Below are 26,866 nucleotides of genomic sequence, written 5' to 3' on the forward strand. Positions count from 1 at the left end.
CCGGGGCTAGAGATATAATAGGGTCAACCAAGAAAAACCACGATAAATAAAGGGTTTCAACGGCTCGACTCGTTCAACAAAAGTATTTATTTGCTGACAGACTGCGGAGAAGCTGAAATCCAAAGGTTATATGTGGGAGGTTTTGGTGCAGCTCTGTTTTGACCCACAAAATGAGCAGCAAGTAAAAAATTAAGGAGAACGAATCGAGCCTACGGTGGATTGCCATTGAGTAATCCGCCGTGGGCTTGTTTGCTGTTAAAAGAAAATTGAAAAATCATTCTAAAGTTAGATAAGTAGATAAAGGGGTACTGGGAGGAAGCAAACCTATGGCGGAGAAAAAGAAAATACTGTACATAGTCGAAGCTATGGGCGGAGGTGTATTTACTTACATTGTAGATTTAGCAAATGAACTGGTAAATAAATATGATATGTACATTGCGTATGCAGTAAGAAAGCAGACACCGAAAAATTACAAGGACTATTTTGACAAAAGAATCCATTTGATTGAAGTGAAAAATTTTGGAAGAGCAATCAATCCAACAAAGGATATTGCTGCGTTCTTTGAGGTAAAGAAGATTGCGGCAGAGGTAAAACCAGATGTGATTCATCTGCACAGCAGCAAAGCAGGGGCGATTGGTAGGGTTGCATTTAATGGAAAAATTCCAATGTTCTATACACCGCATGGATATAGTTTTTTGATGGAAAATTACAATCCTACAAAACGCAGAGTTTTCAAGTTGATTGAGTCAGTTTGTGCCAAAAGAAACTGTACGACAATTAGCTGCAGTGTGGGAGAGCATCAGGAAACCTTAAAGCTTACCAAGAATGCTGCTTATGTAAATAATGGCATCAATATGGGAGAGCTTCAGGAGATTGTTGATCAAACCGAAAAAGTAGAGCATCCGTTTACTGTGTTTACTCTCGGAAGAATTTGCTACCAGAAAAATCCAACATTATTCAATGCGATTGCGGAGTCGTTGCCGGATGTCAGGTTTGTCTGGATTGGAGACGGCGAACTCCGGGAGGAACTGAAAAGTAAAAATATCGAAATTTCAGGATGGGTGGATAGAACAACTGCGATTAAGTATGCAGTCAATGCAGACGTATTTCTTCTCCCAAGCAGATGGGAAGGGCTTCCTATTTCGCTATTGGAGTCTATGTATATGAAAAAGGTCTGTGTTGTCAGCAACGTGATTGGCAATAGAGATGTGATTCATAATGGCGAAAATGGTTTTGTATGCTCTAATGCAGATGAATTTGTAAAGGCCATTAAAGAAGCCCAGAATGGAGCGGACGGATTTACAGAACGGGCATATCAAGATGTTTTGAATATGTACAATACCAAAGCTATGGCGAAACAATATAGCGAGAAATATGATAAGGCAATAAATACTCCGGGGGGGGACAGCATGAGCTAATACTGTACGTCCTAACGAGTGATTATGCCACTGAAAAGGCGGTGGCATAATGCGGAAAATCAGAATATTGCATGTAGTCCAGGCTGCTGGTGGCGTAGATCGTTACATCCGAATGCTTCTCAAATATTTGGATAAAGAAGAATTTGAAAATATCATGGTCTGCTCACAGGACTTTCATAAAGGAGACTATGAGGGACTGGCTGATTGCTTTGAGCAAATCGAAATGAACAGGGCAATCGGGATGAGTGATCTGAAGTCCATCAGAGAAGTTCGGAAGCAGATAAAGAAATATAATCCCGATATTATTTATGCACATTCCAGTAAGGCTGGTGCGATTGCTCGTGTGGCGGATATTGGATTGAAAAATCGCTGTGTGTATAACCCACATGGATGGGCGTTCAATATGCGCTGTTCTGAAAAGAAGAAAAAGATGTACGCAGTGATTGAAAAAATGGCTGCACCATTCTGCGATAAAATCATCTGTATTTCAGATGCAGAAAAACAATCTGCTTTGGATAAGAAGATTTGCAAAGAAGAAAAGTTGCAGGTCATTTTTAATGGTGTGGATATCGAAGCGTATGAAAATGGTACACATGGAAAAGTAAAGAGAGCAGACTTAAACATACCAGAAGATGCATTTGTCGTTGGTATGGTAGGTCGTACTAGCCCTCAAAAAGCACCTGATGTATTTGTAAGGATGGCGAAGCTTGTCAAGGATGAAGTTCCTAATACGCATTTCATCATTGTTGGAAATGGAAATCAGGAAGCAGAAATCAGAAAATACGCAAAAGATAATGGATTTGAGGAAAGTTTATATATTACAGGCTGGGTTGATGATCCGATGAGCTATGTAGAACTCTTTGACGTTGCCTGTTTACTAAGTCGCTGGGAGGGATTTGGACTGGCTTTGCCAGAGTACATGATGGCAGGCAATCCGATTGTGGCAAGCCGCGTTGATGCCATTCCTAATATCATCAGAGATGGAGAGAATGGATTGCTTGTTGAAGCAGATGATGCTACTGGGGCAAGCGAAGCTGTGTTACGTATTTATCAAGATAGGAATTTGAAAGATAAATTGGTGGCACAGGGATTGGAAGATGTACATAAGAAATTTAATGCTCGAAGAGTATCGGAGGAGCACGGGATACTGTTTCATGAATTATTAGTTATGAGATAAAAGTTTGAGGCTGTGTAATGCTATGAAAAAAATTAAAATAATGTATTTTGTTGCAGGGTTAAAATCTGGTGGGGTCGAGCAAATGCTTGTAAATTATTGCAGCAAAATGGATAAACAACGGTTTGAATTTGTAGTTGTATATCAGCATGAGCCAGTTCAAGCCTGCTTAGATAAGATTACACAAGCAGGTTGCAGTACAGTGCGCATTACGGCGAGATGCGATAATTTTTTGAAAAGCGTGTGGGATACATATAAAGTTATAAATGAATATAAGCCGGATATTATTCATTCGAATATGAACCTTATGAATTTCATTCCCAACACAATCGCGAAATATAAAGGAATTAAGGTTCGAATAAGTCATTCTCACATTGCAGAAAAAGGGAAAGGCAGAGCATATCTTACATTCAAATTGCTATGTCAAAAATTGATTATAAATTCCTCGAATGTTTTCTTGGCGTGTGGGTCTGATGCGGGAACTTATTTGCATGGAAATAAAATATCTTCTACTTTGATTCATAATGCGATAGACATCGATGAACTTAGTTCTTACTGCGTAAACAACGATAAAGATGAATGTTTTAAGGATAAAGTAGTGATTGGACACGCAGGAAGATTCACAGAACAGAAAAATCACAAAAAACTAATTGATATATTTGAGGCATTCCTTAAGAAGTGCCCTGATGCTATATTATTGCTGGCTGGAACAGGAGAACTAGAAGATAGCATAAAGCAATATGTCGATAAAAAGAAGCTAACCAAACAGGTCATTTTTCTCGGCGTAGTCAGTAATATGAATCAATTTTATGCCAATGTAGACTTGTTTCTGCTACCATCCTTGTTTGAGGGCTTTCCTGTAGTGGCTCTTGAAACGCAGGCTGCGGGAGTAAAATCGATTTTTTCGGATACTATTGACCCGGCAGTCCAAATAACAAGTCTAGTCACCTTAATGTCGATTCAAAAATCGAATGAAGCTTGGGCGGATAAAATGTGTCAGATTTTACAAGCGACGACTGATGACACGGAGAATATTAATACCAACTTAATAAAACTGCGCAATGCGGGATATGATGTTACAGCAGAGGCCACTAAGCTTCAAGATATCTATTTGCAAGCGTTGCGATGTGTGTGCTAGGGAGAAAACATAAAATGAGATTTAGCATCATTGTACCAGTTTACAACGTTGAAAAATATTTAAAAAATGCTATAGAAAGCGTGTTGCAACAAGCGTATTCAAACTTTGAATTAATTTTAGTGGATGACGGTTCGACAGATAATTGCCCTGAAATAATTGATGAATATGCATCGAAAGATAACCGATTGATTTCAATTCATCAAAAAAACAGTGGTCTTTCAGCAGCTAGAAATTCCGGATTGCGGGTTGCTAGAGGTGAGTATATTGTTTTTTTGGACAGTGACGACATGCTCAATGTGGATATATTAAAAAAAATTGACACAATTATTGTTGACCAAAATTGTCCGGAACTGATAATTGGAAATATGCTAAGTATGCGGGGAGAGACGATTTCATGTGTGCATGACTTTGATTCGAAGTTGGTTATGAGTGCAACCTTAATAGAAACCGTTCAAGAGTTTGTTGAAAAGTATAACTGGATTCCATGGGCGGCATATCAAAGTGTTTATAAAAGAACATTTTTACAGACCAACAATTTGTTTTATGACGAAAATATAATTGGCGCGGAGGACTGTGATTTCTTTCTTTCTTTGATGCCCATGGTTAAGTCATTTTGTGTAACAGAAGACAAATTTGTAATATATAGAATTTCGAGAGAGGGATCAATTATTTCCGCTCCCAAAAAGAATGCAATTGACGGACAACTTAAGGTTTTTGCAAAAGCGTATAGAATCTTTAGCGAACAAGAGAACTCGATATTGACAAAGTATTTTTCTGACAGGTTTGTCAATGTGATTGTGCTTGTTGGGTATCTCGATGCCGAGACTGCTGACTCCTGTGTTGAATTTGTATTGGAAAATATTGATATTATGAATGGCTGTTCAGTCAATCCTAAATATTTAATAGCTAAAACGACATGGAGACTATTTGGAATCTATAAGGGGTCTAAGCTGCTATTAAATATAAAAGGGCACTTTAGAGGTTAAGAAATCTATGATTTATGTTGAAATGCATGGAAGACTAGGAAATCAAATGTTTCAATATGCTGCTGCAAGAGCTTTGCAGGAAAAAAACAATCAACCTATCATGCTGAGCTTTAGAAAAGTTATTGGTGCTAATACTGAAGGAACAGCAGGCTGGGAAAATTCTCTTAAATATTTTAATGTTAAGCCTTGTGAATATTACATGGGAAAGAAGTCGCTGGTAACAGAATATCCAGTCGAGTATAGACTTCTTTGCTATGCATATGCATTATCCTACAAACCACTTATGAACAATATGAACCGGTGGTACGAATATCAAGTGAAATGTTGTCGTTTCTTGGATAGATTTGGAATCCGATGGATTGCAAATGGTTATTATGATTTTCATTACAATGGGTTGAAAAATTATTTGTTAAATGGATCATTTGAATCTCCAAAGTATTTTGACAGCATTAGAGACAAACTTCTTGAAGAATTTACACCAAGAGAAGAAGAAAGAAAGGAAAATAAAAGGTTATACGAACAAATCAGAAAACGCAATTCAGTCTGTCTATCTGTTCGACATTTTCAACTTACTGGGAAACAGGCAGATATGTACGATGTATGCAGTTTGGAATATTATCAGACTGCAATTAGAAAAATGTGTGAGCTGATTGAGAATCCACTATTCGTTGTCTTTTCAGATGACATAGAATGGGTGAAAAATACAATTGATTTGTCGAGGGTCGAAGTTGTTTATGAAACGCCCGGGAATCCAGTCTGGGAAAAGTTACGGTTGATGTACTCGTGTAAAAATTTTATTATCCCCAATTCTACATTTGCTTGGTGGGCACAGTATTTGAGCCGTAATCCGGATAAATATGTGCTGTGCCCTGCAAAATGGTTCAATAATAATTTCGAGTCTCCATTGATTGCTTCACAGTGGGTGAGAATTGATAGGGAAGGAAATATAGTTAATGAATAATCAGTTGACACTTGACAAATTCATAGTGATAACTTTTCAGTGCGTTTCATTATTAGTTAGCTTGATTTGTGGATATTACAATTTATTAGATGGCTATGATTGGTTATGGTGTTTGCCACTAACGTATTTTATTATTTTTACAATTTTCGGTTATGCAGTTTGGCTAAAGGATACGTATACCAATAGACTGCTACTATATTTGGTTAATATAGCTTGCTTTTTGAAATATGTAATCACACCATTATCTATGATGTCCCAAGAATATTTTAGCGTGTGGGGTAGTTCTTATGGCATGTGGGGACCAACGCCTGTACCATCAGTAATGACAAAAGCTATATTTATGGAATGTGGCGAGGTTTTCTTTGTTTATATTACGTATGCATTTTGTATGAAAAAGGAAAGGAGAAAGCAGTTCAACGGTGCTTTGCAAAACGCGCAAGGAATACAGTTGTTTCAAAATCGGGTGATAATTTATCTGTTTTGTGCAGTTTCGTTTGTATATATTCTTATGGTTTCACCGGACACTCTTTCTCTGAAAAGCTTGATATCGGTTTCAGAAATGAGTTCAAGTAGTGAAACTAGTAGCCACCCGGGAATCACTATTGTCTTTAAACAAATTCTCTTGATCTCGTTGATGTTGCTGATGATGAACTGGATATACAAAAGGATAAAAAATGAAACAGCGAAAATCAGCATATCCTATATAATACTGGCACTTTATATTTCCTTAAACATGAGTTATAGTCGGTGGGATTTACTGTTCGCACTAATTGCAGGAAGCTATGTGCTATATGTTTACTATGGAAAAGCAGTGTTAAAGTATTCTATGGCCCTTGGTTGCATTGCAGTTGTTGGTGTTTTTGCAATATCAAGAGTAAAGTTTCGATATGCTTTGGATGCTTCTTCAACAACAAAAGCTCTTATAAGTATGTTGTTTGGCCAGATGCAAGACTATTTCTCAGGACCAAGACTTGTGGCACAGTCAATAGAAGCTAGAAGGATGTTTAAAAATGAAATTGGTATGGGGACAATCATTAATGATTTGTTTGGCAATGTACCATTAATCTCAGAACTATTCGATCAGAAGAATAGAATCAATAGATACTTTTGTTACTACAATTTTAACAGATGGGATAACACCACCTTGCTTATGCCATTGTTGGGTGAAGGATACTGCTATTTGCCTTTTTTCCCTTGGTTTCTTTCAATATTTTATTCAGCACTGGTGTTTAAAATTGATAGAATGGCCAAGCAAAGTAAATGTTTGGAAATGAGGTATCTGTGCATTCTTGAAGAATGCTGGTTGGCATTTGCCCTATGTTTGAACTCTCAGACAAGCTGGGGACATATTATTCAAGTGTTTATCATGACTTGGGTCGTTTTTTGGATAAACAGTAAAGTAACCATTAAAAGGCATTAATAAACATTTAGAGCTTTTGAGAAGTTAATAGCGCGTTGCTTGACTTCAAATCTCTTCGTTGCGAATTATAGAATCAATTATAGCTGAGATCGATTAGCTATATATTTTAAATCATTTAGCAAACTGTGTGGAGAAGGGAAAAGAGAATGTCAGAAGGTATTCAAGTTTCTATTATTTGTATTACATATAACCACGAGAAATTCATATCAAATATGCTGGATAGTGTGCTTTCGCAAAATGTTAATTTTGAATATGAAATTCTAATTCATGACGATGCGTCAAAAGATCGAACGCAGGATATCATAAAAGATTATACCCAAAAATATCCAAATATAATCAAACCTATTCTGCAGAAAGAAAACCAGTTTTCAAAAGGAATCAATCCGAATATAACCTATAATTACCCAAGAATACAAGGAAAATATGTAGCGTATTGTGAAGGAGATGACTATTGGTCCGATAAAAATAAGTTGCAACTTCAATACGATGCAATGGAGCAGAACAAGCAGTGCGCCATTTGTGTTCACAAGACACAGTGTGTATCGATTTCAAATGAAAAGTTGAGCAGAGAATTCCCCCCCATAGAGCTAAACGAAGGAGTAATTTCTAGTCGTGAATATATAACAATGGAGCTACAGAAGGTAGGATGGCTATTTCAAACAAGCAGTTACTTCATTAGAGCAGATGTAGTGAAAGAGTACACATCAAATTATGTGAACAAGTATCCTGTTGGAGATTTGCCACTGGTTCTGTTTTCACTCCAAAAGGGCTCATGCTATTACATCCCTAAAAAAATGTCTTGCTATAGAGTAGATAGCGGAGGAGCAATGTCAAGCCTTAAAAGCAGAAAGAAAAAAATTGCTCACTTCAATAAGATGATTGCTGGACACAAGGATTTTGATGAGCTGACTTCTTACAAATATCATGATGATTTTTTGTTTGCAATTTTAAGCAGCGAGTTTGAAATCAATCTTGTCAAGAAGAATTACAAAATATTGATTTCATCGTTGTATCGGGATGTTTTGAGAAAAATGAATATCAAACGCAAATTGATTATCTATTTGGGTGTTCTGTGTCCTACAGTAGCTGATTATATTGAGGAAAAGAAAAATGGTTGGACAGAATAATGGAGTGGTATTAAAAAACTTCATATGGCGTTTTGCCGAACGCTGTGGAGCACAGCTGGTAACATTTATTGTCTCTATTGTTCTAGCTCGAATTCTTGCACCTGAAGACTACGGGCAAATTGCATTAATTACAGTTTTTACAACTATAATGCAAGTCTTTGTGGATAGCGGTCTTGGTACAGCACTGATTCAGAAAAAGGATGCAGACGATTTGGACTTCTCGTCAGTATTCTATTTTAATTTTGCTGTGTGCTTGATCCTTTATGCCGTGATGTTTGTAGGTGCCCCTTTTATTGCGGGGTTTTATAATGACATGTCTTTAACTTCGATTATCCGTGTCATTAGCCTGACAATTGTAATTTCTGGTGTGAAAGGCATTCAACAGTCATACGTTTCTCGAAATATGCTGTTCAAACGCTTTTTCTATGCAACTCTAGGGGGGACGATTTTCTCGGCATTTTTGGGAGTTGCACTTGCTTATGCAGGCTTTGGTGTGTGGGCAATCGTAGCACAGCAGCTTTCTAATACGACCATCGATACGCTGATTTTATGGCTTACAGTTAAATGGCGTCCGAAGAAAATGTTTTCTTGGGAACGGTTAAAAGAACTACTATCATATGGCTGGAAATTGTTGGTGTCTGCACTTTTGGACACAGTATACAACAATATTCGTAGTCTCATCATCGGAAAATTGTACTCATCCGCAGATTTAGCATATTACGATCAAGGAAAGAAATTTCCCAATGTTATCGTGACCAATATTAATACATCTATTGACAGTGTACTATTGCCGACAATGTCAAATGCGCAAGATGATCGAGCACATGTAAAATCTATGACCCGTCGCTCTATTAAAACAAGTACATATATTATGGCACCTATGATGATGGGACTCACATTTTGTGCAGATCCGATTGTGCGGTTAGTATTAACAGACAAATGGTTGCCATGCGTTCCATTCTTAAGAATTTTCTGCATTACGTATATGTTCTATCCGATTCACACTGCAAATTTGAATGCAATAAAGGCAATGGGACGCAGCGACTACTTTTTGAAACTTGAGATTGCCAAAAAAATAGTGGGCATGATTCTACTTGTTTCAACTATGTGGTTCGGAGTAATGGCGATGGCATATAGTCTGCTTATTAGTACATTGGCAAGCATGATTATAAATTCCTGGCCGAATAAGGAATTGTTGGGATACAGCTTTAAAGAGCAGATGCTTGACATTTTTCCAGGAATCTTACTAGCGCTGCTTATGGGAGTCGTGATTTCCTTTGTCCAATTGCTGGGATTGTTTTCCGTTGTAACATTGTTGATTCAAATCCCGTTGGGTGCTGCTATTTACGTAGGAGCATCTTATGCATTAAAAATCGAATCCTTTGAGTATCTTTTGCAGATAGTAAAAGGGTTTGCAGTAAAACGAGCAAAATGATTTGTGGAATAGAATGGAGGAGTAAATATGAATAACATACTGGTTACAAGATCATCAATGCCTTCTTTTGAAGAATACTGCGATGAAATCAAGGATATTTGGGATAGCCATTGGCTTACCAACATGGGAAATAAACATAAGGAACTGCAGAAAAGTTTGGAAGATTATTTGGGCATTTCACATGTGGCTTTGTACACAAACGGCCATTTGGCACTGGAAAATGCAATTGCAGCTTTGAATCTCCCGAAGGGTGGAGAAGTGATTACAACTCCGTTTACCTTTGCATCAACGACACACGCAATTGTAAGAAATGGTTTGGTTCCCGTTTTTTGTGACATCAAAGAAGACGACTATACCATTGACACGCAGAAGCTTGAAAAGTTGATTACGGATAATACAGTTGCAATTGTTCCTGTACATGTTTATGGCAATATGTGTGATGTCGAAGAAATTAACCGTATTGCTAAGAAATATGGTTTGAAGGTCATCTATGACGCAGCACATGCTTTTGCAGTAAAGTATAAAGGTGTGTCCTCTGCTTGCTTCGGTGATGCTTCGATGTTTAGTTTCCACGCGACAAAGGTATTCAATACCATTGAGGGCGGCTGCGTGTGCTTCAAGAACGATGCGTGGGTGCAGCTCTTGAATGATATGAAGAACTTTGGTATTCATGGACCGGAGTCTGTGGATTTTGTTGGTGGAAATGCAAAGATGAACGAATTTCAGGCTGCAATGGGAATCTGTAATCTGAAACATCTGAGTACTGAAATTGAGAAGCGCAAGAAGGTTGTAGAGCGTTACAGAAGTCGACTGGAAGGCGTGGAAGGCATCAAGCTTTCTGCTATCCAGGAGAATGTGGAAAGCAATTATGCCTATTTCCCAGTTGTCTTTGATGGCTATAAATATACCAGAAACGAAGTGTTTGAAAAACTCGCTGAAGTTGGTATTGGAGCAAGAAAATATTTTTATCCGCTGACAAATAGCTTTGAATGCTATCGCAATTATCCGACCGCAGGTACGGATAAGACTCCGGTAGCACAGCACATGGCATTGAGAGTTTTGACGCTTCCTTTGTATGCGGATTTGGCGTTGGAAGATGTGGATAGAATCTGTGATGTGATTCTGGGGTGATAGAGATGAATGTTATGCTGACATCTGTAGGCAGACGCGCCTATATGGTTAAATATTTTAAAGAAGTACTTGGAAACAATGGAAAAGTATTTGTTTGCAATTCAGATGATAAATCAATTGCGTTCAAGTATGCAGATGAGAAGGTTATTTCACCTTTGATTTATGATAGCAACTACATTCCATTTTTGTTGGAGTATTGTAAAGAAAACAGAATCGACATTGTTATTTCTCTGTTCGATATTGACCTTCTTATGCTGGCAAAGCATAAAAAACAGTTTGAGGAAATCGGCACTAAGGTAATCGTATCTGATCCTTCCATTGTGGAAGTATGTAATGACAAATGGAAGACCTATAAATTCCTGACAGACAATGACTTCCATGCACCGATGTCTTTTTTGGATATGAATGAGGTTATTGAAAAAATTTCGGAAGGAAAGTTGTCATATCCGATTGTAGTGAAACCTCGATATGGATGTGGTTCTATCTCGGTTGCAATTGCATATGACGAGGAAGATCTGCGCTACTTGACAAAGAAGGCAAATGAAGATATTGCTAATTCGTACCTCAAATATGAATCCTCAGTGACCACTGATAAGGTTATTTATCAGGAGTGCTTAAAAGGACAGGAATATGGGGCAGACATCATTAATGACCTGACTGGGAAAACGCAGAATGTGATTGTAAGAAAGAAGCTGGCCATGAGGTCTGGTGAGACTGACATTGCACAATTAGTTGATGAGCAAAATATCAAGGAAACACTCGTTCGTCTTGGAAAAACCACAAAACACATTGCTAATATGGATTGCGATATATTTATGGTAAATGGCATCCCATATATTTTGGAAATGAACGCTCGATTTGGTGGAGGATATCCGTTCTCCCACATGGGTGGCTGCAATTTGCCGAAAGCAATTGTTGAATGGGCCAAGGGCAAGACTGTAGACAAGGATACTATCTCTGCTAGAACAGGTATTACAGGATATAAAGAAATTTACATTACAGAAATATGACAAGGAAGGGGATAAGTATGCAGGATGATTTTAAGCTGATGCAATATAAAACACCCGTTGTTCAAATCCCAAACGATGATAATGATATTTATATCAAGCGGGATGACTTAATTCCCTTTTCATTTGGTGGAAATAAAGTGAGAATTGCTTTGGAATTCATTTCTGATATGAAAAAGCAAGGCAAAGATTGCATTGTAGGATATGGGAACGCGAGGTCAAATTTGAGCAGAGCGTTGGCTAATCTTTGCTATCAGTTTAAGATTCCGTGTCATATCATATCTCCGGCAGATGAAGATGGAACGCGTATTGATACGTATAACAGTAAAATGGTATTGGCGTGCAATGCGGAGTTTCATTATTGTAAAAAAACAAATGTAAAAGAAACCATCGAACAGGTGCTTAAGGAACTGAGAGATAAAGGTTTAAAGCCATATTATATTTATGGTGATTCAGCTGGAAAAGGAAATGAGCATACGCCTTTGCGGGCATACGTGAAAGTTTATGAAGATATAAAGGGACAGTTTGATTATATCTTTTTAGCAACTGGAACTGGTATGACTCAAGGGGGACTCCTTGCAGGCAAGGCAATACACGGAGGAACTGAAAAAATCGTTGGTATTTCAGTTGCAAGAAATTCCATACAGGAAACAGCTGTTTTGAAGAATTCATTAGAGTGCTTCAGTACTAGAATTCAAAAAATTGATTGCGGCGAGATAAATGTGGAGGACGCATATCTATGTGATGGATACGGCACATATAATCGCCAAATTGAAAAGACCATTCACCAACAACTAATCTGCAATGGAATGCCGTTAGATCCAACATATACAGGCAAGGCATTCTGGGGAATGCAGGAGTATATTAAGAAAAATAAAATACTTGGTAAGAAAGTACTCTTTATCCATACGGGCGGAACGCCTCTGTTCTTCGATTATATGAATGGCATTAGACTGCTTGAAGCTCCTAGTAAAGAAGCCGTAGAAGAAGCAGTTATACGCTTGGAGAATAGATTGGTCCCATCACTAACAGACAGAAAAATTAACATTTCTCAGTATTCTGAAAAACTGGCCCACTATGGTAAGGTATGGACCCATTATGATATGGGAAAGCCAGTATCTATTATTGCTGGATATTTTAATGATGAAACGACAAGGACAGCCTATCTGTCGATGCTTGCAGTGGCAGAAGAATATCAGGGGAAAAGATTGGCTTCCTCGTTGCTATCAGAATTTGAAGATTATGCAATCAAGAGTGGAATGAATTATGTAAAACTCGAAGTAAGAAAGCATAATTTTGTGGCTCAAAAATTGTACAACAAATTTGGATATAAAATAATAGGCGATGCATCGGATACTTCGTACTATATGCAAAAAACGCTCGAAAATCTTTCGGGGGGGGGGCACTGAACTCTATCAATTCCTGACACGAATTGATAAACTTTTCCCGATTTCACTATCTGACAAAGAATCACTTTCTGTTCTTGCTTCAAAATTGGAAAAGTACGGAATGATTTCCTATGTTAGAGAGCAAAATCGGATTGTTGCAATATGTGCGGGGTACACAAATGACCTGCAAAATCGACGTGGATATATCTCGGTAGTAGCAGTGCTCCCAGAGTATTCTAATAAGGGATACGGGAAAGTAGCTGTACAGGGTTTTCTTAAAAAAGCTAAAAGCGCAGGAATGTTGGCAGTACACTTGTATGCGGATTCAGAAAACAGTGCGGCACTACATATGTATGAAAAGCTAGGCTTTTCTGATTGGAAAGTTGTCGGAGAACCCAGACCGAATGACAGGCATTTAATAAAAAAGTTATAAAAAATAGATGAGGATGGAATAGATGGAAACGGCAGTGACAAATAGTAGTAAATTTAGGGGGGGGGGGTAAGAAGTTCTAATATTGAACTATTTCGCGCCATTTCAATGCTGATGATTGTAGCTCATCACTATGTGGTGAATTCGGGATTGTTGGATTGTATTGGTGCACAGAGTAGTTTGCGCATTAAAGATTATTTTCTCTTATTACTTGGTTGTGGCGGGAAAACTGGAATCAATTGCTTCGTACTGATAACAGGGTATTTTATGTGTACATCCGCTATTACAAAAAAGAAATTTTTCAAACTTTTGGGCGAAGTCTATTTTTATAAAATTGTGATATGAGTGCTGTTCTTTCTCTTTGGCTATGAGCCATTTTCAGCAAAAGAATTTCTAAGAATGTTGTTTCCGTTTTTCACAGTAGCAGATAACTTTACAGCCTGCTTTTTACTGTTTTATTTATTGATTCCTTTTCTGAATAAACTAATCAATGCTTTAACGGAGAGAGAACACCAGGCATTAATGATATGGTGTCTGGGAGTCTATGTCGTATTGCCGTCTTTTGCAAAAGCAAGTGTAGTTTTTAACTACGTGACGTGGTTCACAGTTCTCTACATTATTGCATCATATATTCGGTTGTATCCGAAGGATTGGTTCAACAATCAAAGACTTGTCGGACTTCTGGCTGGAGCTTCACTGTTGCTTTCGTGGGTGAGTGTAATATTTCTTGCGCTTGTGAGCAGACGTTTTGGAAAATCTATCAGTATAGCCTACTTCTTCGTATCGGACTCCAATAAGATATTGGCATTAACAACGGGTGTTGGTGCATTCTTTTTCTTTAAGAACTTGAAAATGGGATACAGCAAGATTGTCAACATGGTTGCGGCATCGACCTTTGGAGTATTGATGATTCATGCCAATAGTAATACCATGCGGCATTGGTTATGGCATGGTGTCTGTAACAATGTTGGTGCATATGAAACAGGAAATGTTGTTGTTCATGCGATTGTTTGCGTTGTGGCAGTCTACATGGTATGCACAATAATAGATATGCTGCGGATTCGATTTGTGGAGGGGCCAGTTCTAAAATATTTAGAAAAGGAATTGACAATTAATGAAAGGAAATCATAATTTTGAGAGCAGAGCAGAGCAGAGCAGAGCAGAGCAGAGCAGAGCAGAGCAGAGCAGAGCAGAGCAGAGCAGAGCAGAGCAGAGCAGAGCAGAGCAGAGCAGAGCGTTTATCGTGGCTTGATGTATTAAAGGGAATAGGTATTATTCTTGTTGCAATAGGACATATCTATTCCAATCGAACTGTCTTTAATTGGCTGTATTCTTTTCATATGCCGCTGTTTTTCTTGGCGGCAGGTTGGGTGTACAAAGAAAAACCAATTATAACGGACATAAAGAGAAGGATACAGACTATAGTTGTTCCGTATTTCTCGTTCGGTTTGCTAATACTTTTATATTGGCAAGTGATAGAGAGAAGATTCCGGGATTCAGATATGAGCTTCATGAACGCACTATTTGGTTTGTTCTCTGGTTGCTATGACAATTTGGATTTCAATGTTCATCTATGGTTTCTGCCGTGCTTCTTTGTAACGGTGGTTCTATTTAATATACTGGTAAACATGGGTGGCAGGAAAATTACGTATATTGTTTCTGCTCTGATGAGCTCAGTTTATGTTGTTCTTCCGATGCCTGAACTCCCGTGGGGATTTAACCGTGTGTTCAAGTACATAGGATTCTATGCTGTAGGAGTTATCTTGGCGGGGCGAGAAACAAGGATTGTGGATAGAAAGATAAGAATAGGAACGGTTGCAGTAGCTTTGATTATCTTAAATTTTTTCCTATCTCTCCACAACTTAACCACGGGGTTTATGTGGTTTGTAACAGCCTTCATTGGTGTGGCTGCTATGATCCTGATTTCTCAGTTCGTCAACGAAAATAGAATTCTGCAGTATTTCGGTAGAATCTCTCTGATTGTTCTTTGCATCCACGGTCCTGTGTATCGAATTGTGGTGAAAATCGTATCTGTTCCGCTACATATGGGCACAGACGCAGTGAGAGAGAATGTACTGCTTGCGATGATTGTTGTTGTGGCTACGATGCTAATTTGTAGCGTAGTATATGAGGTTGTTGTGCGAATTGCTCCGTGGATGGTTGGCAAGAAAAGATAAACTAATAGAAAGAGGTGATTGGGAATCAAGTGGTACATAAAATCAATAATTCAAGATTTCAGACAACCCGTGTCATACTTGATTCCAGCCATCTTCTTCAGTGGATGCATTGTATTTGCTGTTAGCTGGTTATGTGAAAGAAGAGTACAATAAAACATAGAATTCTGTTTACCTTTTTCTTAGCGTACATTCTCGTTATTTTTCGTATAGTTTTCTTATGCAGGAAACCTAGGAGTAGAAAGGCTATAAGCTTGGTTTTATTTGAAACATGGGGGCATACCTTTTATATGCACGCTATGTTTATTATAAACAATATTATGTTTATTCCGTTTGGCGTCTTGCTACCGATATTGTTCGGAAAATATAAAAATGGTTAGTTATGTATGCTGAGTAAGCGGTCAGCTAACACTGAGCGCTTACTGTGAAAGGATTTAGATGCGGCTTATGCTAAGAGACTGTTGGATGAACAGGAGGAACTCTTAGATAAGATGGGATGGGCAAAAATAAAGCACCTTGCTCTTGTTACTCAACAGTGCTATACTGAAATCACTATAAAAGAAAAGAGGCTGACAGCTTATGCCCAGAACCAAAGGCAGCAAAAACCGTCCCAAAACTACCTATACCGACTACGCATCTCAGATCGCGGAGAAGCAGGAGACTATTGCGTCTCTGAATACCGAGATCGCATCCATCCAGAAAGCGATTGAAGAGCAGAAGAACACACTGAAAGAGCAGAAGACTACTCTGAAGAAGGCCGAAAAAGAAGTGGCATCCCTGGAATCGAAGAAGGCAAAGGCAGATGCTAAGGCCGCTGAAGAAGCGAAGAAGACCGAAGTAGAGGCTGTGCTGAAGAAGCTGCTGGCCAGCGGCATGAGTGCGGATGAAATCCTCGAAAAACTGAAATAAGATCGGCCGTGTGGACAAACTGAACTCCAGCAGTTCACACGGTATTTTTAAAGTGCATGGTATAGTTTGTGACGTAAATAAGAAAAGGGAAAACTTATGGGAGAAATACGCAAGCCCGGCGGAGGCCGAAAAAAGTTAAAACCAAAATACGATGCCGGGAAAAATCTAAAGGAACAGATGGATGCTGCGGTGTCCCTCTATAAAAATAAATCCCTCCAAGCCATCGCAGACACTCTGTCCCTCAACCCTATCAAGGTTCGCAAGCTGCTCATCACAGCCGAGGTGTATGAGTCAGATATAGCGGAGACAGTGCATCACACATTTCATAAGTATAGAGAAACCCAAAGCTATAAAGACGCAATCCTCTCCACCGCATCAGAGTTCAAGCTGTCCAAAGCCTCCGTCACCTCGTACCTGCCATATAAAAAGGGTGTGTATTACCGAAGCACAACTTCAACAGAGAAGATCAGCATCGGAGCAGAGCGGCAGCGGAGATACCGGGCAATGAAAAAGCTGCGAGCAGCGCCGACAGAGGAAAATCTATGGGAAGTGATTCTGATGTATCAAAAAGTGCGTTTTAAAACCTATTCCGGCTTGCCATTCTCTTATGAAATACGAAAAGGCAGGAATGGAGCGTACACGAAAGAGCTGTGGATCGACCGCCGGGAAAACAGCAAAAGTCTGGCATGGAGCTCGGTGGAGCTGGCGCTGGACAATGTAAAAGAGGTCGGAGCAGTGGTAGACCGTCCAAAAGCGCTGGGCGATATCCGGGGCGTGACCTACATCTATGGGATGTTCTATCGGTTCGGACTGATCAATGTGCCTGACAATGTAAAGCAGAAAATGAATAAGAGCGGGTGTGCTTCCAAGGGCTGATATACAGGTGCTTATATGTGGAACTGTCGGGTCGTAAGGCATATATGCTTCATGTCGAACAAAAATGGCCCTGTTTCTCACTCCATCCCTCAAAATCACTTCCGGTGAAATTTCAGCATAAGAGGCAGTGGAGGAGCGCATCTGGGCAGGGCGGACGCCCCCGGCGGAAGCCCCGGGCCCCGGACGCTCCGAGGAGTGGCACACTAAGTCACATGAAAATATATGTGCATAGAAAGAAATAGAGTGAATATAATAATTCTAAAACACAAAATCGCGAAAGAACTTGAAAATAACGCTGAAACGTGGTATAATTTTGGTACGAACAAGCTGGTTTTGGTACGACAACGGTATGCTGTGGTACTGTAACTGTTGTTTCGAAATTATGAACGATCACAAAAAAATCGTGAAAATTTAGCGTAGCTACGACGACACCTATCAGGTTCAGGTCGTGTCTTGGTACGACAACGAGAACTCCTACACCTCTCAGATGGTCCGTACCATTAAGTACTTCGCTGAGAACTGCTAATCACAGCTCTACGCTCAAAAGTGCTTGAGGTGCCGTGCTGAATAACGGCTGATACCGGCTTTGCTGGTGTGAATATGCTGTGATCGGTATGACAACAGGATAATGAGTTTAACACCCTTCCTTTTGCGGGTTTCCGTGAGAGGAAGGGTGTTTTTGTGTATCTGCAGGGAGAAAATCTGCAGAAAGGGTGATTTGCTTCAAGAATTGTGCTATACTAAATTTACAGTGTCCCTGATTCGATGCACTATGCGGATGACAATGCTTTTTTGCAGGTAGCATCGTGCGATGGGGAAAAGCATATACACTATTAAAAGTTCACTTTTGGGAACGAGGTAATCAAGAAATGGGAAAGTACTTTGGAACTGATGGCTTCCGTGGTGAAGCTGGTATTGATCTGACTGCCGACCACGCCTACAAGGTTGGCCGCTTCCTTGGCTGGTATTATAATATGCTCCGCAAGCGCAACGGCAACAGCGAGCCTGCCCGTATTGTTATCGGCAAGGACACCCGCCGCAGCTCCTATATGTTTGAATATAGTCTTGTCGCTGGCCTGACCGCTTCCGGTGCAGACGCCTACCTGCTGCACGTCACTACTACGCCGTCTGTGGCTTACATTGCCCGCGTGGACGATTTCGATTGCGGCATCATGATCTCTGCCAGCCACAACCCCTACTACGATAACGGTATCAAGCTGATCGACTGCTACGGCGAGAAAATGCCCGAAGAGACTCTGCTGCTGGTGGAGGACTACATCGACGGCAAGCTTCATGTGTTTGATAAGGACTGGCCGGAGCTGCCCTTTGCCCATCGCGAGCACATCGGCTGCACGGTGGACTATGTGGCAGGCCGCAACCGTTACATGGGCTACCTGATCTCGCTGGGCATCTATTCCTTCAAGGGGGTCAAGGTCGGTCTGGACTGTGCCAACGGTGCAAGCTGGAATATTGCTAAGAGCGTTTTCGATGCTCTGGGTGCAGATACCTATGTTATCAACAATAAGCCCAACGGCCTGAATATCAACAACAATGCTGGCTCTACCCATATTGAGGGTCTGCAGAAGTTTGTGGTGGAGAACGGTCTGGATGTCGGCTTTGCCTTCGACGGCGATGCTGACCGCTGCCTGTGCGTGGACGAGAAAGGCAATGTCATCACCGGCGACCACATTCTGTACATCTACGGCTGCTACATGAAGGAGCACGGCGAGCTGATGAACAACACCGTGGTCACGACTGTTATGTCCAACTTTGGCTTGTACAAGGCGTTCGATGAGCAGGGCATTGGCTACGCCAAGACTGCTGTGGGCGACAAGTACGTCTACGAGTACATGGCTAAGAACGGCTGCCGTATCGGCGGCGAGCAGAGCGGTCATATCATCTTCTCTAAGTACGCCAGCACCGGTGACGGCATCCTGACCAGTCTCAAGATGATGGAAGTTATGCTGGCCAAGAAGCTGCCTATGAGCAAGCTGGCTGAGCCCCTGAAGATTTACCCGCAGGTTCTGGAGAATGTCCGTGTGACTGACAAGAAAGCCGCACAGAACGACCCGGCGGTGCAGGAGGCCGTCAAGGCCGTTGCAGAAGCACTGGGCGATACCGGCCGTATCCTCGTCCGTGAGTCCGGCACCGAGCCGCTTGTGCGCGTGATGGTGGAAGCCCCCGACCACGACACCTGCCAGAAGTACGTCTCTCAGGTCGTGGAGGTCATCAAGAACAAGGGTTACGCTGTTTAAGACTTATGCCTGTGCGTAAAAATGCACAATGCTATAAAATAAACCTATAAAAGATCAAACCGCGAGGAAGCGCTTTTATGAACGCATCCTCGCGGTTTTTTAATGGCGAAGCATTTTGCGTCAGACGGGATGCCTGCCCCTGCACGATGGGACGCCATTACCCGCAGAGCATGACCTTGGCGGAGAAAACGCCATCCTGATAGGTGAACGTACTTGCGCCGCCGGTCTTTTCTGCAATATGCTGGACAGACTGGATGCCGATCCCGTTTTCTTTTCGCTTGGACGAGCGGAAAACTCCGCTTTTTTCGTTGACTTCACCGTCAAATGCGTTTTCCACCTCGACCAGAAGCAGCCGCTCGGCATGGACATACGCGGTGATCCTGATCTGCCGCCGGGCGGGTGCGGTGCGCAGGCTGGCTTCGAATGCATTCTCCAGAAGATTGGACAGTACCAGACACGTATCGATCTCGTCCACAGGAAGCGCCTGCGGCAAGTCAAGCTTGGCGCGGAAGGGGATACCCTCGCGTTTTGCAAGGGTGCAGTAATAGCCAACGACGCTGTCTGCCGCACGGTTCTCGCAGAAACTCATATCCAGATTCGGGATCCGGGAGACGGTTTTTGCAAGGTAAGCTTTCAGGCCATCCAGATCGCCTGCTTCGGCCAGCGCAGAGATCTGATTCAGCTGGTGGCGCATATCGTGCCGCGCCTGCCGGACTTCTTCAATAGCGGCTTTCAGGCTTTCATAGCGCTGCTGCTGCATGGATAGAAACTGGTTCTCCTGCTGCAATCTCGCATTCCTGTTAAGGCTGTTTGCCATCAGCAGAAAGATCGCGTTGAACAGGAACATCAGGAACAAAAGGGCAATGCTCATAACAATGTAGACCTGCAGCACCCGCCCTGTCCGAAGCGTTATCTGGTAGCGCGGGATCATAAAAAGATTCAGCAGGATGAACACCAGCGGCAGCACCCAGAACACGTACCACGTCTGCGCAAAGTTTTCATCCTCGACCATGGTGCGCACTGCGTGGGTGGCGGGATAATACGCTGCTGCTGCGGTCAGCCAGCAGACCATATTATAAAAAATGCAGGCACTAAAGCAGAACCACGGCTTGTCCGACGGCAGCTGCAGCAGGATCGTGATCGCCGCGCCGACGGCACGGGACAGACTGTTCAGGCACGCAAACACCGCGCAGACCGCCAGCGCGATCGTCCCGGATTTCCAGAGAGAGATCCGCAGCGTTTTGAGATACAGAAAAATTGCCGCAAGCGTGATGAGCAGCAGGGGGAACGCGGTGGAGAGACAGAAATGATAGCAGAGCAGTCCGCCGCCAAGGCAAAGCCCGAGCAGCAGCGGCACCGCCCATGCGGCAAGCCTTGCGGGAGACTGCTTCAGATAGGAGCGCACCGGAAAATACGCGAGCAGCAGGCCGGGAAACACAACGGTAAGCTCCAGGAGCGGGCGCAGAATGTCCTTCAACCCACACGCCCCCTTTGCAGCAGAAATTCCATAAACGCCTGCCGGGCTGCTTTCAAAAGCTCCTGACTGACATAGACACGGCTGCCGTCCGTCATGCAGAAGGCGGCATCCTGAAAATCGGCAGCATTCTCCATATTGATGATCGCGCCGCGGCCGCAGACGAAAAAGCGCGGGTCTTTTTTGAGCGGCTCTGTGAATGCCTTGAAGCTTTGGCGTGTGGCAAGCGTTTTGCCGGCAGTGGTGCGGATGTTGATCATGTGGGCGAAATGCTCGGCAGATATGATGTCCCGATAGCGCAAACGGATGTCGCTGCCATCCACCTTCACCGTCAGGATCGGATCCGGGCGCGGGAGCTTTGAGAGCATTTCATCCAGCAGACCGGAAAGCTCGGTTTCGGAAAAAGGTTTGACCAGATAATGAAATGCCCGCACCTGAAAGCCCTCAAGCGCATGGTCTGTCGAGGTGGTGGTAAAAACCAGAAGGCAGTCCGTATCTGTTTTCCGAAGCTCCCTTGCCGCGTCCATGCCGCTTAAGCCTTCCATGTAAATATCCAGAAATGCGGCGGTAAAGCGCCGCTCTTTTTCTGCCGCCAGAAAAGCTTCGCCGCTGTCAAATTCTAAAAGCTCTGCTTCTGTGCCGCGCTGGCGCAGCTGCCGCGCTAAGCGCTCCTTCAGCAGCGTGCGCTCGGTATCAAGGTCGTCAACGATCGCAAATCTCATGCTGTACCAAGAAGCCATTGTTATAGCTTCCAACCTCCTTTATAAACTCTTTCATCCTGATTATAGCACAGTTGCACGGTTCTGTCGCAGCAGAAAACGGGATTTCGTGACGGAAACAGTGCTTTCGTGCCAGATACCTTGAAAAGGCCGCGCCTGTCCGTATACTGGAGACAGAAGCCCCCAATAAGGGAAGAAGAGAAAGGAGGAAAGCTGTGTACCGAATCGCCGTGCTGACAAACAGCAGGGCGCAGGAAGCTTTTTTGACAGAGCAGATCTTGCAGTTCTGCGCCGAGCATTGTTTGTTTCCCCAAATGGACTGTTACCACGATCAAGAAAGTTTTTTTGAAACCGCACGCAGCGAGCCGCTGACAAACGCCGTGATCGCCCTGCCGGGTGTCGACGGCTTGAATGCAGTAGAGCATCTGCGCGCGCTTTGTCCCCAAACACGCGTTATCTGGTGCAGCGATCTGGATTTTTCGCTCCATGCCTTCCGGCTGCGTGCAGACTATTTTCTGCTGGAGCCGGTGACCGAAGCCGCCTTGCGGCAGGGTTTTTGCATCTGGCTGGATCAAAAAAAATCCGGCAGAGCAGCGCCGACCTGACCGCAACGAACACAACAAGGAGAACGGTTTATGAAAAAGAAAAGGATCATCCATTCTGCGTTAAGCTTGTCGCTGACCGCAGCATTGTGCCTGTCCATGGCCGCCTGCGGCGGTACGCAGACGCCCGCAGACAGCGGCGCAGCTTCGCAGCCCGCTGCACCATCCGCTGCGGTGCAGCCCTCTTCTGCACAGACGACCTCTGCGGCGCTGCCGGTAAAGGCATTGAACCCCAAGCAGGTGGAGGAAAACCCCTATATGGCCAAGAGCGATGCAAACATTCATCACGACGGCTATAACACCGACTCGACGGATGAGATCCTGCCGCTGGGCATTTATCCCGAGATCAACGTTTCCTACGAGACAACGAATGCAAATGCTTCTCCCGCCATCTATTTTGACAGCTACGGCCATGCTGTTGTGCCGCTGCTGGGCGGCATTGCCATCCGCGACCTGAACGCCGAGGAGACAAAGACGCTCGGCTATTTCTCCCCGAAGAAGCATGACGGCGGCGGGTACGTCATCCAAAGCTCCTATACCTTCATGGACGCGTCCAACCGCATCGTCTGCCCCACGAGCAACAACCATGTGCTGATGCTCCGCGCAACGGACGAAAACGGCAATGTGCTGCCGGAATTTGAAAAGGTGCTGGACATTGATATCAAGGCGGCTGCCGAGGCTGCACTTGGAAAAGAACTGACGCAGAATCTTCTGTCCGTGGTCTTTGACTATGACGGAAACCTCTGGTTTGCAACGGGCGGCTTCCGCATTTACCCGCAGCGCCAGCAGCAGGGCGTCATCGGCTATATTGCCCGTTCTGCCATTGATGCCATCCTGAACGGTGAGCAGGCAGACCTTTCAAAGGCTGTCTTTGTCCACGAGCTGACCCCCGGCGAGGGTGCCGAGAACGGCATCGCCGCCTCCAAGGACGGCGCGGTGATCCTGACCAACCAGAACTGCTATCTTCTGCGTGCAGAAGAAGGCGTAGACGTTGTGTGGTGCACGCCCTATGAGAGCGCAGGCGCAAAGGTGAGCGGCGAAGGCGATAAGACCACCGGCGGCGGTCTTGCATGGGGCGGCGGCTGCTCTCCCACACTGACACCGAACCTTGTGCTGTTCACCGATAATCAGGATACCGTAAACCTTCTTGCACTTGATATGAAGACCGGCGAGGTCGTGGCAAGCGCCCCGGTGCTGGATGACCTGCCCGAGGGCTATCAGGTGGCCGTTGATAACTCTGCCATCGTCTATGATGACGGCAATGGAACCGTCAGCACCATCGTCTGCAACTGGTTTGGCGCGGGCAATGCAGGTCTGGCGGACCCCAACAACGATTCCTCCATCCAGAGCTACGCCAATATTTACGACCAGAACTGGCTCATGAAGGGCAACGTCATGATCGCCCCGGGCATTGAGCGCATGGACACCGTAAAGACCGCAAACGGCTACGAGATGAAGAGCATCTGGAGCCGGAACGACCTGAGCGATACTTCCATCATGAAGCTTTCCACCGCAACGGGCTATATCTACGGCTATGTGCAGGATGTGACCACCGGGATGTGGCAGTACATCATTCTGGACTTTGAAACCGGCGAGACTGTTTTCACGATGGATGTTTCCAACAAGTACGGCTACAACAACATGGCCATTGGAATGTATGCCGGCAACAGCGGCAACGCGCTCTACTGCCCGACAGGCTATCTGGAGCTGCTTCGTCTGCAGGACCGTTTCGTTTATCTGCCCGAAATGCCCTACCGCAAGGTCGATCTTGATCAGGCTGCAAGAAATGTCCTCTCGCAGGAACAGTTTGCGCAGGACGGCGGCGAAGGCACCGTTGCAAGCTGGCGCAACACGGCGACAGTCCGCAACGTACATCCCAACACCACGGTAGCTTTCCGCATGAATAACCTGTCCGGCAGCACCTCCGGTCTGACCCTCTACGCCTATGGCGTGGATGGCAGGCTGGCAAAGGTCGATTCTGCACTGTGGTCGATCACAGACGAGGACGGCAATGCTGTGACGGAGCTTACCGCCGGTACGCTTTATGAGCTGCGTGTGACTGTTGCCGACGGCGGCGCTCTTGACCTGAGCGAGACGGAAAAGGAGATCAAACTCTCCGTTGTGCTTGGAAAATAAATCCGCTTTGGGCGGCTGAAAAGCATTACACAAACCCCGGAACCTTTTTCGGAGCCGTTATGGCTCAAAAAGGGCTCCGGGGTTCTGTTTTTGCGCGGGAGTGTCTCGTTAAATAATCTACTAGCGGAAAAAACCTTGTATCTTTGATACGGCAGTGGGCGTGATCGTGGCGCTGTTGGTCAATTATTTCCTGCCGCGGGAGCGGGTGGTGGCCTGCTGGGAAAAGGTCAAGGGACTCTTCCGCCCGCTCGAGCACTCCTGATGGAACACCCCGCGCTGCGGCGGTGTTTTTACAAAATAGCAAAAGGCTGCTGTACAGTGAGATCCTGTGCGGCAGCCTTTTTTCAGGTCTGCTTTCGGGCTGTTACAGCGGTTTACTTTTGGCAGGAGAAATGCTATGATACATCTTAGAAAAAAGCAAGGAGGAACTACGATGGGCATCTCGGGAAATGAATGGGGTTTTCAGGTGGGCAAGCTGCCCAAAGGTGCGCTGGATAAGATCAGCGATGTGCCGGGCGTGACGGTGGGGCACTGCACGCTGGCAGACGGTGTGGTGCAGACCGGCGTAACGGCGCTGCTGCCGCACCCGGGAGATATTTTCCACGAAAAGGTGCTGGCGGCCAGCCATGTTATCAACGGCTTTGGCAAGACCATCGGTCTTGTGCAGATCGACGAGCTTGGCACGCTGGAAACGCCTATTCTGTTTACCAATACCCTCAGTGTGGGCACAGCGCAGACCGCGCTGGTGAAGTATATGCTGGAAAAGAACCCCGATATCTGCGAGACCACCGGCAGCGTGAACCCGGTGGTCTGCGAGTGCAACGACTGCGGCCTGAACGACATCCGGGGACTTCATGTCACCGAACAGCACGTCTTTGCTGCGCTGGCGGACTGCAAGGCAGACTTTGCCGAGGGCGCCGTAGGCGCAGGGCGGGGAATGCGCTGTCACGGGCTCAAGGGCGGCATCGGCTCTGCCTCCCGGGTGGTGGAGCTGGACTGCAAGCAGTACACCATCGGTGCACTGGTGCTCTCCAACCACGCGCTGTTTGACGACCTCATCGTGGCGGGCAAGCCCATCCATACGCTGCTGGACGACAGCATCCCGCCCCACGAGGACAAGGGCTCCATCATCACGGTGCTTGCCACGGATATCCCCCTGAGCGAGCGGCAGCTGCGGCGGTTGTGCCGCCGGGCGCTGGTGGGGCTTTCCCGCACCGGCTCCTACTGCGGCAACGGCAGCGGCGAGATTGTTATCGCCTTTACTACTGCCAACCGGGTGCCGCACTATTCGGACAAGGCGCTGCTGCCCATGACCCTGCTGCACGATGATGCCATCAACCCCTTGTTCCGGGCGGTGGCAGAGTGCGTGGAGGAAAGCGTTCTCAGCAGCCTGCTCCATGCCGAGACCGTCACCGGCAGCCATGGCAGGACCTTCCGCAGTCTGACGGAGCTGCTGAGACGGGACGTCTGACGCACCGAAATAAAAAAGCTGCTGTCCCAGCAAAAATGCCCCGGATGCCTTGACAGATGCAGCCGCAGGGCGTATTATTTGGGCGGGAAGGCCGCTGGATGGCGGCTTTTCTCAGAAACGAAAGTTAGCTAATTCTAACTATTGCTTCTACCCTGCACAGAGGATGTGAAGGAAAAACGATGATCGTCATAAGAAACTGAAAGAAGGTACAAAAATGTTCCAGACAACCGTAGAAGTGGACGGCATGGCCTGTTCCATGTGCGAAGCGCATATCAATGACACGATCCGCAGTGAGTTCCCGGTGGAAAAGGTCTCGTCCTCGCATTCTAAGGGCAGGACCGTGATTCTTTCCAAGGAGCCGCTGGACGAAAAGGCACTCCGCGCCGCCATTGAGGGCACCGGATACCAGGTGGGCGAGATCTGCCGTGAGCCCTACGAAAAGAAGGGATTGTTCTCCTTCTTAAAAAAGTGATAGTTTACGCCTGCACCCCTGCGGGGCAAAAGCAACGGTCTGGCTACCGGTAAAATAAAAATGCAAAGGGAGCTGCTGCACATTATCTGGTGCGGCAGCTTCCTTTTTGTGCGGAGCGCCTATCCCTGACTTTCCTACAAATAAAATAGGAAAATATGAATTT

At 44.4% G+C, this 26,866-nt stretch carries 23 protein-coding genes; 21 read left to right on the forward strand and 2 right to left on the reverse strand.

The window, feature by feature from the left end; all coding sequences use genetic code 11:
- Positions 1 to 326 precede the first annotated feature (326 nt).
- The 17 genes from C4N24_RS09960 to glmM all read left to right on the forward strand — a co-directional run bounded on the left by C4N24_RS09960 (position 327) and on the right by glmM (position 19,829).
- Entirely contained in the window at positions 327 to 1,418 is a 1,092-nt protein-coding gene (locus tag C4N24_RS09960; protein ID WP_112091287.1) for a glycosyltransferase, read from the forward strand.
- Positions 1,419 to 1,467: 49 nt separating this feature from the next.
- Positions 1,468 to 2,595, forward strand: a complete 1,128-nt coding sequence (locus C4N24_RS09965) for a glycosyltransferase family 4 protein (protein ID WP_242983238.1) — start codon at positions 1,468 to 1,470, stop codon at positions 2,593 to 2,595.
- Positions 2,596 to 2,617: 22 nt separating this feature from the next.
- Entirely contained in the window at positions 2,618 to 3,730 is a 1,113-nt protein-coding gene (locus tag C4N24_RS09970) for a glycosyltransferase (RefSeq protein ID WP_112091289.1), read from the forward strand.
- Positions 3,731 to 3,744: 14 nt separating this feature from the next.
- Positions 3,745 to 4,716 (forward strand): glycosyltransferase family 2 protein, encoded by a 972-nt coding sequence (locus tag C4N24_RS09975; protein WP_181573076.1) that lies wholly within the window; start codon positions 3,745 to 3,747, stop codon positions 4,714 to 4,716.
- 7 nt (positions 4,717 to 4,723) lie between these two features.
- Positions 4,724 to 5,677, forward strand: a complete 954-nt coding sequence (locus C4N24_RS09980; protein WP_112091291.1) for an alpha-1,2-fucosyltransferase — start codon at positions 4,724 to 4,726, stop codon at positions 5,675 to 5,677.
- Positions 5,670 to 7,097: a hypothetical protein gene (locus tag C4N24_RS09985; protein ID WP_112091292.1), complete on the forward strand. Its 1,428-nt coding sequence runs from the start codon at positions 5,670 to 5,672 to the stop codon at positions 7,095 to 7,097. The genes C4N24_RS09980 and C4N24_RS09985 overlap by 8 nt, the downstream gene beginning before the upstream one ends.
- A gap of 146 nt (positions 7,098 to 7,243) precedes the next feature.
- A complete protein-coding gene (locus tag C4N24_RS09990; RefSeq protein ID WP_112091293.1) occupies positions 7,244 to 8,224 on the forward strand; it encodes a glycosyltransferase family 2 protein in 981 nt (326 codons plus the stop codon).
- Positions 8,208 to 9,659: a lipopolysaccharide biosynthesis protein gene (locus tag C4N24_RS09995; protein ID WP_112091294.1), complete on the forward strand. Its 1,452-nt coding sequence runs from the start codon at positions 8,208 to 8,210 to the stop codon at positions 9,657 to 9,659. Before C4N24_RS09990 ends, C4N24_RS09995 begins: the two co-directional genes overlap by 17 nt.
- A 27-nt stretch (positions 9,660 to 9,686) precedes the next feature.
- Positions 9,687 to 10,790 (forward strand): DegT/DnrJ/EryC1/StrS family aminotransferase, encoded by a 1,104-nt coding sequence (locus C4N24_RS10000; protein WP_112091295.1) that lies wholly within the window; start codon positions 9,687 to 9,689, stop codon positions 10,788 to 10,790.
- Between the two features lie 14 nt (positions 10,791 to 10,804).
- Positions 10,805 to 11,800: an ATP-grasp domain-containing protein gene (locus C4N24_RS10005; protein WP_207657272.1), complete on the forward strand. Its 996-nt coding sequence runs from the start codon at positions 10,805 to 10,807 to the stop codon at positions 11,798 to 11,800.
- Between the two features lie 17 nt (positions 11,801 to 11,817).
- Entirely contained in the window at positions 11,818 to 13,206 is a 1,389-nt protein-coding gene (locus C4N24_RS10010) for a pyridoxal-phosphate dependent enzyme (RefSeq protein ID WP_207657273.1), read from the forward strand.
- Positions 13,207 to 13,306: 100 nt separating this feature from the next.
- Positions 13,307 to 13,618, forward strand: a complete 312-nt coding sequence (locus C4N24_RS10015; protein WP_112091296.1) for a GNAT family N-acetyltransferase — start codon at positions 13,307 to 13,309, stop codon at positions 13,616 to 13,618.
- A 396-nt stretch (positions 13,619 to 14,014) separates the two neighbouring features.
- Positions 14,015 to 14,746 carry a hypothetical protein gene (locus C4N24_RS10020; RefSeq protein ID WP_112091297.1) on the forward strand — a complete coding sequence of 244 codons (732 nt, stop codon included), beginning with the start codon at positions 14,015 to 14,017 and terminating at the stop codon, positions 14,744 to 14,746.
- Positions 14,747 to 14,748: 2 nt separating this feature from the next.
- Positions 14,749 to 15,792 (forward strand): acyltransferase family protein, encoded by a 1,044-nt coding sequence (locus C4N24_RS10025; protein ID WP_181573077.1) that lies wholly within the window; start codon positions 14,749 to 14,751, stop codon positions 15,790 to 15,792.
- A 576-nt stretch (positions 15,793 to 16,368) separates the two neighbouring features.
- Complete coding sequence (locus C4N24_RS10030; RefSeq protein ID WP_112091299.1) at positions 16,369 to 16,698, forward strand: hypothetical protein; 330 nt, start codon at positions 16,369 to 16,371, stop codon at positions 16,696 to 16,698.
- Between the two features lie 177 nt (positions 16,699 to 16,875).
- Positions 16,876 to 17,574, forward strand: coding sequence for a hypothetical protein (locus tag C4N24_RS15670; RefSeq protein ID WP_242983239.1), 699 nt, complete (start codon positions 16,876 to 16,878; stop codon positions 17,572 to 17,574).
- 869 nt (positions 17,575 to 18,443) lie between these two features.
- On the forward strand, positions 18,444 to 19,829 hold the full coding sequence (gene glmM / locus C4N24_RS10040; protein WP_112091300.1) for a phosphoglucosamine mutase: 1,386 nt from the start codon (positions 18,444 to 18,446) through the stop codon (positions 19,827 to 19,829).
- 157 nt (positions 19,830 to 19,986) lie between these two features.
- Here glmM and C4N24_RS10045 read toward each other — a convergent pair whose 3' ends face one another.
- Positions 19,987 to 21,306 (reverse strand): sensor histidine kinase, encoded by a 1,320-nt coding sequence (locus C4N24_RS10045; protein WP_112091301.1) that lies wholly within the window; start codon positions 21,304 to 21,306, stop codon positions 19,987 to 19,989.
- Positions 21,303 to 22,043, reverse strand: coding sequence for a LytR/AlgR family response regulator transcription factor (locus C4N24_RS10050; RefSeq protein WP_347475221.1), 741 nt, complete (start codon positions 22,041 to 22,043; stop codon positions 21,303 to 21,305). Before C4N24_RS10050 ends, C4N24_RS10045 begins: the two co-directional genes overlap by 4 nt.
- Before the next feature lie 194 nt (positions 22,044 to 22,237).
- Here C4N24_RS10050 and C4N24_RS10055 point away from each other — a divergent pair, with 194 nt between their 5' ends.
- The 4 genes from C4N24_RS10055 to C4N24_RS10070 all read left to right on the forward strand — a co-directional run bounded on the left by C4N24_RS10055 (position 22,238) and on the right by C4N24_RS10070 (position 26,703).
- Positions 22,238 to 22,627, forward strand: a complete 390-nt coding sequence (locus C4N24_RS10055) for a response regulator (RefSeq protein ID WP_242983240.1) — start codon at positions 22,238 to 22,240, stop codon at positions 22,625 to 22,627.
- 30 nt (positions 22,628 to 22,657) lie between these two features.
- On the forward strand, positions 22,658 to 24,760 hold the full coding sequence (locus tag C4N24_RS10060; RefSeq protein WP_112091304.1) for a hypothetical protein: 2,103 nt from the start codon (positions 22,658 to 22,660) through the stop codon (positions 24,758 to 24,760).
- A 433-nt stretch (positions 24,761 to 25,193) separates the two neighbouring features.
- Positions 25,194 to 26,231, forward strand: a complete 1,038-nt coding sequence (locus C4N24_RS10065; RefSeq protein WP_112091305.1) for a P1 family peptidase — start codon at positions 25,194 to 25,196, stop codon at positions 26,229 to 26,231.
- A gap of 214 nt (positions 26,232 to 26,445) precedes the next feature.
- Positions 26,446 to 26,703 (forward strand): heavy-metal-associated domain-containing protein, encoded by a 258-nt coding sequence (locus C4N24_RS10070; RefSeq protein WP_112091306.1) that lies wholly within the window; start codon positions 26,446 to 26,448, stop codon positions 26,701 to 26,703.
- The last annotated feature ends 163 nt before the right edge of the window (positions 26,704 to 26,866 follow it).

Source organism: Faecalibacterium prausnitzii (assembly GCF_003287405.1).
Lineage (GTDB): Bacteria > Bacillota > Clostridia > Oscillospirales > Ruminococcaceae > Faecalibacterium > Faecalibacterium intestinale.

What these genes read in the sequence shown, in the direction of transcription:
- C4N24_RS09960 (WP_112091287.1), top strand. Translation starts at nt 327, where the DNA reads ATGGCGGAGAAAAAGAAAATACTGTACATAGTCGAAGCTATGGGCGGA.
- C4N24_RS09965 (WP_242983238.1), top strand. Translation starts at nt 1,468, where the DNA reads ATGCGGAAAATCAGAATATTGCATGTAGTCCAGGCTGCTGGTGGCGTA.
- C4N24_RS09970 (WP_112091289.1), top strand. Translation starts at nt 2,618, where the DNA reads ATGAAAAAAATTAAAATAATGTATTTTGTTGCAGGGTTAAAATCTGGT.
- C4N24_RS09975 (WP_181573076.1), top strand. Translation starts at nt 3,745, where the DNA reads ATGAGATTTAGCATCATTGTACCAGTTTACAACGTTGAAAAATATTTA.
- C4N24_RS09980 (WP_112091291.1), top strand. Translation starts at nt 4,724, where the DNA reads ATGATTTATGTTGAAATGCATGGAAGACTAGGAAATCAAATGTTTCAA.
- C4N24_RS09985 (WP_112091292.1), top strand. Translation starts at nt 5,670, where the DNA reads ATGAATAATCAGTTGACACTTGACAAATTCATAGTGATAACTTTTCAG.
- C4N24_RS09990 (WP_112091293.1), top strand. Translation starts at nt 7,244, where the DNA reads ATGTCAGAAGGTATTCAAGTTTCTATTATTTGTATTACATATAACCAC.
- C4N24_RS09995 (WP_112091294.1), top strand. Translation starts at nt 8,208, where the DNA reads ATGGTTGGACAGAATAATGGAGTGGTATTAAAAAACTTCATATGGCGT.
- C4N24_RS10000 (WP_112091295.1), top strand. Translation starts at nt 9,687, where the DNA reads ATGAATAACATACTGGTTACAAGATCATCAATGCCTTCTTTTGAAGAA.
- C4N24_RS10005 (WP_207657272.1), top strand. Translation starts at nt 10,805, where the DNA reads ATGCTGACATCTGTAGGCAGACGCGCCTATATGGTTAAATATTTTAAA.
- C4N24_RS10010 (WP_207657273.1), top strand. Translation starts at nt 11,818, where the DNA reads ATGCAGGATGATTTTAAGCTGATGCAATATAAAACACCCGTTGTTCAA.
- C4N24_RS10015 (WP_112091296.1), top strand. Translation starts at nt 13,307, where the DNA reads ATGATTTCCTATGTTAGAGAGCAAAATCGGATTGTTGCAATATGTGCG.
- C4N24_RS10020 (WP_112091297.1), top strand. Translation starts at nt 14,015, where the DNA reads ATGTTGTTTCCGTTTTTCACAGTAGCAGATAACTTTACAGCCTGCTTT.
- C4N24_RS10030 (WP_112091299.1), top strand. Translation starts at nt 16,369, where the DNA reads ATGCCCAGAACCAAAGGCAGCAAAAACCGTCCCAAAACTACCTATACC.
- C4N24_RS15670 (WP_242983239.1), top strand. Translation starts at nt 16,876, where the DNA reads ATGGATGCTGCGGTGTCCCTCTATAAAAATAAATCCCTCCAAGCCATC.
- glmM (WP_112091300.1), top strand. Translation starts at nt 18,444, where the DNA reads ATGGGAAAGTACTTTGGAACTGATGGCTTCCGTGGTGAAGCTGGTATT.
- C4N24_RS10050 (WP_347475221.1), bottom strand. Translation starts at nt 22,043, where the DNA reads ATGGCTTCTTGGTACAGCATGAGATTTGCGATCGTTGACGACCTTGAT.
- C4N24_RS10060 (WP_112091304.1), top strand. Translation starts at nt 22,658, where the DNA reads ATGAAAAAGAAAAGGATCATCCATTCTGCGTTAAGCTTGTCGCTGACC.
- C4N24_RS10065 (WP_112091305.1), top strand. Translation starts at nt 25,194, where the DNA reads ATGGGCATCTCGGGAAATGAATGGGGTTTTCAGGTGGGCAAGCTGCCC.
- C4N24_RS10070 (WP_112091306.1), top strand. Translation starts at nt 26,446, where the DNA reads ATGTTCCAGACAACCGTAGAAGTGGACGGCATGGCCTGTTCCATGTGC.